This is a genomic window from Atopobium sp. oral taxon 810 str. F0209 (genome assembly GCF_000466405.1).
GTDB lineage: Bacteria > Actinomycetota > Coriobacteriia > Coriobacteriales > Atopobiaceae > Olegusella.
In genome coordinates this window covers 31,040-41,123 of sequence record NZ_KE952951.1, presented here as the reverse complement: position 1 = coordinate 41,123, position 10,084 = coordinate 31,040, and the positions used below count along the sequence as shown (strand labels likewise).

Genomic DNA, 10,084 nt, shown 5'->3' with positions numbered 1-10,084 from the left:
TCTTTTACACCATTTTACGGACGTGACTCAGAACGTGGCTTTTGGCAAACAAGGACGCTATTGCTGAAATAGTTTGTGGCGTTTGGTACCCAGAGTGAAGCAGAACGTGGCTTTTGAATGCTCGTGTGAAAAGATGTGTGGCGGCTGGCATCGGATGTGAAACGAAACTTGGTGGCTGGCAACCTCCAGAGCTTGTGTTTAGGGCGGCGCACGGAGCGTATAGGCGAACAAGCGCCCGATTGCGTTACTTGTATAGGAATATAGGGAAGAAGTACCCCAGACAGAAGTGCCCCAGGCACCTTTTGCCCATATCCGACCATTTGCAGTCAGGTTGTTAATATGCGCACAAATTCCTCGTAGCTGTCGGTGCGTAGAGCTGCCTGGCTTTTTTCTGGCGAGAGAAACAAATCAATAACGAGGTCAAGTATATCTTGGAAGAAGGGTGTGTCTCCTTTTGTCATGCCTATCATTACAACAAAATTGACCTTACGAGAGCCATTCCAAGGGATTGGCTCATCATTGTGAAGCATGCAGGCAAACGAGCGCTGCGCGGATACTGTAATTGGGTGGGGCACGGCAAGCAGATCGGTAAATGCTGTATTTGAGAGATGCTCGCGCGTCAGAATGTCATCAATGAGTTCAGGTGTAGCCACGCCCTCTGCTATGCAGTGGTCTCCTAAGCGTTGAATACAGTCGGTAGCGCTGGAAACATGAAGATTGCGTAGGTAGAGCTCAGGACTCATGACCTCTTGTAGGTGCGTCCGTGCCTCATTTGCCCGGCGCTCATGTGCAATTTCATCGAGTTCATCGCGAATTTTTCGAACATTACGCGCAGAGAGCAGCGGACTTACAAGCACTGTATGAGGGTGTTGGCGTGGGAATCCGATGGTCGTGATGACAAGGTCACAACTGGGTTGGGCTGCAAGATACTCCTGAGCGTTGAGTACGCCAATAACACTGAGTTCACCATGCGTTTTTTCTTCGAGTGTCTGCAAAAAATTGCTTGCGTAGTCGTGATAGCGCTCAAAAATAACAATACAGGATGCGGTTTCCTCATTTTTCTTGTGCTGTTCAATATATGCACCTAGGTGGAAGGCAAGAAAACCAATTTCGTCATCAGAAAAGCTAATCCCCAGTTCAAGCCGGACGAGATGCGCAAAATAGACACCCATATCGTAAACCGCTGCATAGTCCTGCTTGAGTTGGTTTGCAATCGGATTGGGGCATGACGCGCCGTAGATCGTGCGCTGATATGCGTTATGTACGTGCAGGGCAAATTGCAATAAGAACGTTTCATCAAACTCAACGAGGTCATATTGGTCGCGCAAGGATTGCACCATGCCAATATACTTTTCAAAAAAGCCAGCACCAACGAGACGTACTAGGCGGTCACGCGACAACTCATCGTAGGAATATGTTTCGGTAGAGAGGGCAAGCAAGACAATAATTTGGCGATAATCTTCTTTACCAATATGAACGCCAAATGCCTGGGATGCATATGCTTGAATCTCATCTGCACAACGTCGAATAGCATCTGCATGTGTAAGATTTTCCACTATTTGAGCAGTGTGCATTGTGGAAGTTAGAGTTGCTGTCAAGGTATTAGGTGACTGTAGACGAATCATGATGACAGCTAAGTGCATGAGCAGGTTGCTGAGGGCGTAGTTGTTGAGAAAGAGCCCCGACTGTTGGCAAATGCTCGTTAGTTGTTCGAGCATGGACTGTACGTCGTAATTGGGAAACATTGCCTCGAGAATCTCTGGCGAGCTGAAGTAACCATTGCCGCCCTGCATGGCAGCATGACCGATAAGATGGCGGAGATCGACTTCGTTGCCAGTCAGCTCTAAGGAAAAGTCATGAACATCAAGTTCAAGATCAAAGCGGGCAAGAAGTCTTCTGAGTTTGGGCATTACGGTGTTTTGTACGGTGCTCTCACTAACACCCATTTCATCAGCCAGGTCAAAGATAGAGACAGGGTCGGGCGCATTTACAAGACGAGCTAATATATAGGCAACTCGTTGTCCTGGAGTGGGAAGCTTTGTATCCGTGCTTGCAGAATCTGAATGAACAGTATCAGGAAGCTTCTTACGTTCCGCAAGGCGATAGCCCAGACGAGATGAGTCGATACTTGCAAACCCTTGGCGGTTGATATCTTTAACATAGGTACGTACTGTGCGCTCGCTGGTACCCAAGCGCCGTGAAATAGCAGATGCGGGGACCCATGAGTCCGCATCACGCAACATATCTAACAGTCGTCCAATACGGTCTTCCTTCATAGGAGCTCCCGTTAGCCAGCTTTCTTCAGCTTTTTGTTAATGCATGAAGTATAGGGTGGCTGGCGGAAAATTTTCCGCCAATTAGCACTTTGCCTGCTAACTTTCCGCCTAAGCGGAAGCTTTTCTATTGCCGCTTAGGCGGCAGGGAATATGGTGGAGCCATGAAAGAGACAGGAGGATAGTGAGCCATACCAAAAGACTGCGGCTGATTATTTGACGCACGGGCGAAGGGAACATGAAATGGCAAAGCACAACGTTCTTCTGGTATGCGGCTCTGGTGCTTCCTCAGGCTTTATGGCTGCAAACATTCGTAAGGCAGCAAAAAAGGCGGGTGAAGAAATCTCCGTTAAGGCAGTGAGCGAGTCTGCTGTTGAGGACTATGTCGAAGAAATCGATTGCCTCATGATTGGGCCCCATCTTGCATCAACCAAGGAAGGCCTCGAAGAAGTGTGCGAAGGCTATCCCATTCATGTCGTTGTGATGAAACCTGAGTATTACTCCCATCTTGATGGTGAGAAAGCACTGGCTCATATTCATGAGATTTTTGGTGAGTAGCAAAGGCAATTCGCCTGCTTGGTAAGCAGGCTGTAATGCAAGTTTGAACTAGAGGAGAAGACATGGAGAAGTTGATTGGCTGGCTCGAGAACTCCTTCGCGCCGCGCCTGCAGAAGGTCGCCAACCTCCAGTGGGTCGTGGTAATCAAGGATTCCTTGATGCAGATTCTACCGTTCATTCTGGCGGGTTCGCTGTTCTGCTGCTTGGCAATTCTGAATGACTATATTCCTTGGCTACCGAGTTTTTGGACGCCTTTTGGATGGACCATGAGCAAACTTTCGCTGATGGTTGCCTTCCTTGTACCCTTTAACTATTGCGAAAAGAAACGTTATCGTAAGCAGCGCATTATTGCAGGTATCACGGGCTTGATGGTCTTTATGATTATGGTTGAGCCTGAGATTGTTGCTGACAATGCAGCTGGCACCTTTGGTCAGGGACACAGCGCTTACGGTGCAGGTGGCATGTTTGCTGCCATTATTGCTGGTATTGCAGTAGGTCTTATTTTTGGTGCTTTCAATAAGTTCTCCTTCTTTAAGGAAGATTCTGCAATCCCCGATTTTGTGCGTCAGTGGTTTGATGCACTGCTTCCCATTATGCTGACCATTTCTGCTTTCTGGTTGCTTGTGGATGTAGCTGGTTTTGATATCTACAACATCATCGTTACTGTCTTTATGCCACTGCAGAATATTCTCGATACGCCTGGTGGCATGGTTGTGACGTTGTTCTTGTACTGCGTGATTTACTCTATGGGCATTTCGACTTGGGTACTTACCCCTGTTACTGAGCCTGTGAAGCTTGCGCTCATTGCTGATAACCTCGCTATGGTTGCTGCTGGTACCGCTACGGTTTCTACTTTGCATATCTTTACTGAGACCTTTATCTACACAACCTATCTTTGGATTGGCGGCGTTGGTGCTACGCTTTCTTTGGTTGTTTTGATGTGTCTGTCCAAGAACAGCGGAATTAAGGCTCTCGGGCGTGCATGCCTTGTTCCCGGTATCTTCAATATCAACGAGCCTGTTGTCTTTGGTGCGATTGCTTGGAATCCTCTGCTGATGCTTCCCATGTGGCTGCAGGGTATTATTCTTCCTATTCTGACAATTCTCTTTACCAAGGTTATTCCCTTCGCACCGATTCCTCGCATTCAGTTTGAACTGTGGTATTGCCCATATCCCATCTCGACCTTCATCTCGACGCAAGGATCTATTACGGGCGTTATCTTTGCTATCGTGACCTTCCTCGTATCTGGTCTTATCTGGTATCCCTTCTTCAAGGCGTATGAGGATCAGGAAAACAAGAAGGAGCAAGCTGAGCTCGAAGCTGCAAAGGCATAGATGTAAAGTTTTTTGTACGACCGATTCACGCAGGGTCGCTCCAAAAGCGGGGCGGCCCTTCTAGAAAGGCGAACTCCATGCTGGAGGAAGAAGAAAACCCGATGCTGGGGATGTCCGAGGCAGAAAAGACGGAGTACATCGTTGAGCAGGCTATGGGCATCATCATGGCTTCGGGTGACGCACGTACTCTTGCAGCACAGGCTCGTGACGCAATTGCTGAGAGCCGCTTTGATGATGCACGAGATTTATTGAAGCGTGCAGACAAAACCCAAGTTGAAGGACACAATATCCAGACTGCGATGATTCAAGGTGATATTCGCGGCGGAGATGAGAAGCTTGGCTATCATGTTCTTTTTGCTCATGCTCAGGATACGTTGATGACTATTCAGGTTGAAATCAATCTCACCAAGAGCATGCTCAAACAGGCAGAGGCTTACGCAACTCGCTTGCAGGCATTAGAAGACAAGCTCGCAAATTAGGATTGATGAATTGCCGCCTAGGGTTAGGCGGAAAGGAGACCATAACATGACCATGGCAAAGCAAAATTGGTTGCCTGATGACTTTTTGTGGGGTGGCGCCTTTGCTGCAAATCAGATGGAAGGTGCTTGGCAAGAGGGCGGTAAAGGCTGGTGTTTGGCAGATGTAAATCGCGCTCAGTATGACCTGCCTCCCGAGCAGCGCTACAACATGGAAATTGACTCCGCCTATGTTGAGCGTGCAATGGCAGAAGACGATGCGATGTATCCCAAACGCCGTGGTATCGATTTTTACCATACCTATCCAGAAGATCTCAAACTTCTTGCAGGTACTGGTATGAATGCCTTCCGTACCTCTATTAACTGGGCGCGTATCTTCCCTAATGGAGATGATGCAGAACCCAACGCAGAAGGTCTTGCTTTTTATGACAAGCTAATTGATGAGGTCATCGCTGATGGTATGGATCCCATGATTACCATCAGCCACTACGAGATGCCCCTCAATTTATCGCTCAAATACAACGGTTGGTATGGGCGAGAGACTATAGATTGCTTTGTGCGCTATTGCAAGGTGTTGTTTGACCACTTTGGTGATCGCGTCCACAAATGGATTGTGGTCAACCAGATTAACCTTGTGATTCATGAGAGTTACAACCATCTAGGTATCCTGTCTGACCGCTTTGGCAATCTGCTTGAAGCTAAATATCAAGGGCTTCACAACGAGATGGTTGCCTGCGCTATGGCTACCAAGTACAGCCACGATAACTACCCCGAAAACCAAATCGGTATGATGTTCTGCTCGAATCTTACCTATCCCTGCTCCATTCGTCCTGAAGACCAATTCTGGAACATGCGCCACAACCAAATGGAATATTTCGTAGGTGATGTGATGGTGCGTGGTAGCTATCCTGGTTATGCCCTTCGTTGGTTTGATGAGCGTGGTGTGAACATCGACTTTGCCGAAGGTGACAAGCAGGCATTAGCCGAAGGTACCGTCGACTTTGTGTCGCTGTCCTACTACTACACACGTCTCTCTGGTGAGGAGCCCTATCTGCATACCGATCTTGGGCAGGTTCCCAATCCTGAGCTTCCTGAAAGCGCTTGGGGTTGGGCAATAGATCCCATTGGCCTGCGTATTGCCCTTAATGAGTATTGGGATCGCTACCAACTGCCACTTTATATCACCGAAAACGGTATTGGTGCCTATGATAAGGTGGAAGAAGACGGCTCTATTCATGACCCCTATCGTGTTGACTATCTGCGTGCTCACATCAAGCAGATGATTGAGGCAGTAAAAGATGGTGTTGATTTGCGTGGTTACTATCCTTGGGGACCTCTTGATATTGTGAGTTGTTCAAGCTCAGAAATTGAGAAACGCTACGGCTTCATCTATGTTGATTATGACAACACGGGAGCTGGTACGGGTAGGCGCATTAAAAAAGATAGCTATGACTGGTATCGCAAGGTTACTGTATCAAATGGGCATGAACTTGACTAAAAGATCTTCTCGGCACGGCGCCTCCATCTTGGGTGGTGCTGTGCCAGCCCTTATGGTATTTGCTGCTTCTGTGCTTTGGGGTTCAGGCGGTCTTTTTGTAAGTGCGCTTGAGGGTTTTGGTTTAACAAATCCAGAGATGACGGTAGTTCGTCTTGTTACTGCTTTGCTTGCAATGAGTGTCTTGCTTGCCATGCGCCACGGTGGCCTCGCTCATGTGGAGCGTGCAGATTGGCCACGATTTCTTCTTTTGGGTACGGTGGGTTCGTTTGCGTTTGTTCTGCTGTATAACTACGCAATCTCGATTACAGGTATGGCTACAGCGGCAGTGCTGTTATATCTGATGCCGAGCCTTGTGACGGTGTGGGAGGTTATGCGAGGAAGAGAGTATCTAACTTTTGGTCGGATTGTCTCATTGGGACTTTCACTTTTAGGGTGTTCCCTTGTTTCTGGTATGTGGGGCGGGGGAGCACAGCTTGAAGTCGTTGGAATTATTATTGGCCTTGCCGCAGCGCTGTGTTACTCACTTCAAAATGTGCTTCAGACTTCTCTTGGTAGACGATACCCCACATCAACAGTGGTTTTTTACAATATTGCCCTCGCTACGGCGTGCGCTTTTGTCTACTTATTGATTACCGAAACGAGTTTGGATTTTTTGGCAATTTATATCGCGAACCCTGTTGCATTAGTGGTCAATATTGGCTTTGGTCTTTTTGATAGCGTTCTTGCATTGATGCTGTTTAATGCGGCAATTAAGCGGATGCCGGTCACGCAAGCATCAATTATTGCGACAAATGAGCCTGTGGCGGCAGCAGTGCTTGGAGCAGTATTTTTGGGACAGGCACTTACGGCTTTTACCGTAGCAGGTATTGCTTGTGAAGTGGCGGCACTCGTGTTGATGAAACTGACTAAATAAGATTAGGGGCGTTTATGATTACGATGCATGTTAGCTGTGGTATTCCGGGGGGTTTACATGCTCGCCCCGCAGCAGAGTTTACCGCTCTTGCACAGCAGTTCCAAAGTGACGTTTATTTGCGTAATGCCAGTGTAAGTGGAAAATTTTGTAATGCAAAGCGCCCCACCCAATTACTCGCTGCGGATGTATGGCAAAATCAGCTTGTCGAGCTTGAGGTTGATGGTCCAGATGAGGAAGAGTGCGCCCGCGTACTTAAGCAATACCTAATCGGAAGGTAGAGACCCGTGGCCAAGGCATTGGAAAAGATTCCCGATTTTAAAAGTACAAGGACTTACTCTGCGCTTGATTCCTCTGGGCGTCGTGACCTTGCTCGGGTTGCTCGAGAAGATCATATTGGTGATGAACAGCTGTTTTATCTGCTCTACAAAAATGATCTTTTGCATATGATTAGTAAAGACGAACGCAAAAAAGCAAATCAAGGCTCGGAGTTTTTTGTTGTGATGGCAGCAATTGCAGCGCTTGCTGCTATGGCATCGCGTCAGCCCGTTGCCGTATTTGTTGCAACTGCGTTTTTATGTCTTGCTGCCACGCTGTATTTTGGGGGATTTACCAACAGTTATTCTCAGGCACTTCGCCAGGTGAAGCGCAAACTCAAGAGCATGCCTGCTGCAGAAGGTTTTAACGCTTGGTTGGATGAGCACCCAATCCGCCTTACTGAAGAAAGTGACGACGAAGAGTAACTTCTTGCTGAGTGTGATTGTAGATTCGCTTGCCGTGGCAGACGATTTAGTCTGCACCGTCTTTGCTAAGTGAATAGCTATCGGCAAATTCGCCTCTGACGGTGTAGGGGATGACTAAGAAGTTTTGCTCGTTTTCATAATGGGTTGTTAGTGTTGCAGTTGCGGCATTGGGAGTTTTGCTTCCACCAAAAACCAGCATAAGCTCGATGGTGCCCTCAGCAGATTTGGGTGTTGTGTACTTTAATACCAAGGCCCCACTTGTATTTGTTTCAAGCGTACTGGTAAACGAGACGTTCTCAATGCGTACGTCGCCTTCGCTTGAATCCGTATCCTTGGATACAGCCCCATGATGGTGTACAAGGCCCGAAAATGTCCCCGTTAACTGAGTAACGCCATCATCGCCGGTTTGCGTGCTACCGATAGTGATTTTGAGCGGCGAAGAGTTTGCACCATAGCAGCCGTGGCCGTCATTTTTCTGTGATTGATAGCTGCCTGTCCATGTGCCTACAAGCGGGGCGTAGCTTGTCTTTCGTGCATCTGCATCTGGCGTGCAGGATTTGATGTCCCACTGACCTGTTTGTGATGAGAGATGAAACTTGATTGTGAGCTTGCACTTGCGCTCGGAAAAACTGTCCTTGTTGGAAAAAGCCAGCACAACTGTGGCATTGTTGGTCTCGGAGTCGAATTCTTCTTGGAATACGGTGCAGTCAGCATCGCGGTAGAGAGAATAAAGAGAGTCTTGCTCCGTAGAAGAAGTGTTTGTCTGGTTAGATTTTTCGTCTGTCTTGGCAGATTTACGTTCTGCAATATCTGCACGCTGCAAAAAAACGCGTGCTTGTGTAAGCACTTTATCCGTATCGGGTCCTTTGCTGGCAGACCAGCTCACTTCTTGGATGATGAGATTTCCAGCTGTAGACCACTTGCCGTGGCCATGGCGGTCATATAGAAGGCTAACCTTCTCGCGTGCAGCAATCCCATCGCCTGCGTAAATGACAGCACCTGTTGCATTGCAGTGGTCCTCATCGCGGATGACCTCGCTATAGTCCACAGAATCTAGGGTTAGCGTCGTATCACGACCAAAATCGCCAGGGTCATAGGCAGGAGCCTCGGACAGGTTGGCAATGTCGCTGCTCACCTGATTGAGCGATGGCTTGTCTGTTGCACGAATTGATGAAATTGTGATCATCGACAGAAGAATGACCGCAGCTATTCCCAGTACTACTAGGCTACGTAGATGAGCTTGCAGCCAGGGATGACGCTCTAATTTCGATTTTGGCGAGGTATCTGGAGCTGGCTCTGAGCTCTGCTCTGGCCCCTTATTGAGGAAATCGCGATTTTGAAGGCGCGTAGCTGTAATTTCAGTCTTTTCAAGGATATCTGATGTAGCGCTGTGCTCCTCAGTGGTTGCTGCAGTAGAAGGCAGACTTGTATCGTTATGAAGTCCGTCTTTGCTCATCATTATCCCTAAAATTGCGTAGTGTCGCTTGCTATTGTAACCAAAGCCCCTACCCATTATGGAGCTTGCTACGCATCTGTGCCACCGCGCCCAACTGCTTGGCTATGGCTTTTATGGGCAATCCACCGCAGGTGGTTTCAGTACACCCCAATTCCTGTAGCCGGTTCGAAAGCTCCTTCAGGCCCTCCGTAAGCAGTTCAAAGAGCGTCGCAACCCACACAAACAGCGCCGCATCGCCCTCAACCCTCCACAGGCGGTTCAATACCGTCCCACGTCCCCGCAAACGGTTCAAAACCGTCGCTCTGCTTCCACAAAGCCCTGATAAAAATTTCCACGAGGGTGTTTATTGAACCCGATGCCTTCCATTTAATGCAGAGGGTTCAAAATCGTACCAAACGGCTCGAGAAAGGGCAGGTAAATTTTCTTCCGAGGGCGCCTCTTGAACCCTCTGCAGGGAAAAGGGCGTTTATTGAACCGCCTGCAGGTAAAAAGGGTGCTTTATGAACCCGTTGTAGTCACTTTTCCGCAGGCGGTTCAAAAGCGTACCAAACGGCTGAAGAATGGGGGTGCTTATTGAACCCGATGTGGGAAAAGGGTGCAACGTGAACCGCCTGCAGGGAAAGTACGGGTGAAAGGGTGCATATTGAACCGCCTGTGGAGGTGGGCGTTGAGGGGGCCGCTGGTGGAGCAAAGACGCGCAAAGGAGTTATTTCATGACGGACTGATTTGCGCTGTAAAAGGGTATTTCTTATCGCGAAGATGCGGCGCTAATCTTTCAAAGGTAAAAATTTGCTAGCGTAGTACTGTCGCATAACAAGCAAAACAAAGGAGCCATC

The 10,084-nt window shown here is 48.3% G+C and carries 9 protein-coding genes; 7 read left to right on the top strand and 2 right to left on the bottom strand.

Translation table 11 applies throughout. The features are described 5' to 3' along the window. Positions 1 to 326 precede the first annotated feature (326 nt). Positions 327 to 2,276: a BglG family transcription antiterminator gene (locus tag HMPREF9069_RS05890; RefSeq protein WP_021626269.1), complete on the bottom strand. Its 1,950-nt coding sequence runs from the start codon at positions 2,274 to 2,276 to the stop codon at positions 327 to 329. A gap of 240 nt (positions 2,277 to 2,516) precedes the next feature. Between HMPREF9069_RS05890 and HMPREF9069_RS05885 the strand changes: the two genes are divergently transcribed. From HMPREF9069_RS05885 to HMPREF9069_RS05855, 7 genes are all read left to right on the top strand, one after another. Further along, complete coding sequence (locus HMPREF9069_RS05885) at positions 2,517 to 2,831, top strand: PTS sugar transporter subunit IIB (RefSeq protein WP_021626268.1); 315 nt, start codon at positions 2,517 to 2,519, stop codon at positions 2,829 to 2,831. 62 nt (positions 2,832 to 2,893) lie between these two features. After that, positions 2,894 to 4,165, top strand: coding sequence for a PTS sugar transporter subunit IIC (locus HMPREF9069_RS05880; protein WP_021626267.1), 1,272 nt, complete (start codon positions 2,894 to 2,896; stop codon positions 4,163 to 4,165). 77 nt (positions 4,166 to 4,242) lie between these two features. Next, entirely contained in the window at positions 4,243 to 4,644 is a 402-nt protein-coding gene (locus HMPREF9069_RS05875) for a PTS lactose/cellobiose transporter subunit IIA (RefSeq protein WP_021626266.1), read from the top strand. 52 nt (positions 4,645 to 4,696) lie between these two features. Beyond that, positions 4,697 to 6,139, top strand: coding sequence for a glycoside hydrolase family 1 protein (locus HMPREF9069_RS05870; protein ID WP_035438654.1), 1,443 nt, complete (start codon positions 4,697 to 4,699; stop codon positions 6,137 to 6,139). Positions 6,140 to 6,179: 40 nt separating this feature from the next. Then, on the top strand, positions 6,180 to 7,052 hold the full coding sequence (locus tag HMPREF9069_RS05865) for a DMT family transporter (RefSeq protein WP_198009731.1): 873 nt from the start codon (positions 6,180 to 6,182) through the stop codon (positions 7,050 to 7,052). A gap of 14 nt (positions 7,053 to 7,066) precedes the next feature. Then, entirely contained in the window at positions 7,067 to 7,330 is a 264-nt protein-coding gene (locus HMPREF9069_RS05860; protein ID WP_021626263.1) for an HPr family phosphocarrier protein, read from the top strand. Between the two features lie 6 nt (positions 7,331 to 7,336). Next, positions 7,337 to 7,792, top strand: coding sequence for a hypothetical protein (locus tag HMPREF9069_RS05855; protein WP_021626262.1), 456 nt, complete (start codon positions 7,337 to 7,339; stop codon positions 7,790 to 7,792). 46 nt (positions 7,793 to 7,838) lie between these two features. Here HMPREF9069_RS05855 and HMPREF9069_RS05850 read toward each other — a convergent pair whose 3' ends face one another. Then, on the bottom strand, positions 7,839 to 9,248 hold the full coding sequence (locus tag HMPREF9069_RS05850) for a hypothetical protein (RefSeq protein ID WP_156894175.1): 1,410 nt from the start codon (positions 9,246 to 9,248) through the stop codon (positions 7,839 to 7,841). Between the last annotated feature and the right edge of the window lie 836 nt (positions 9,249 to 10,084).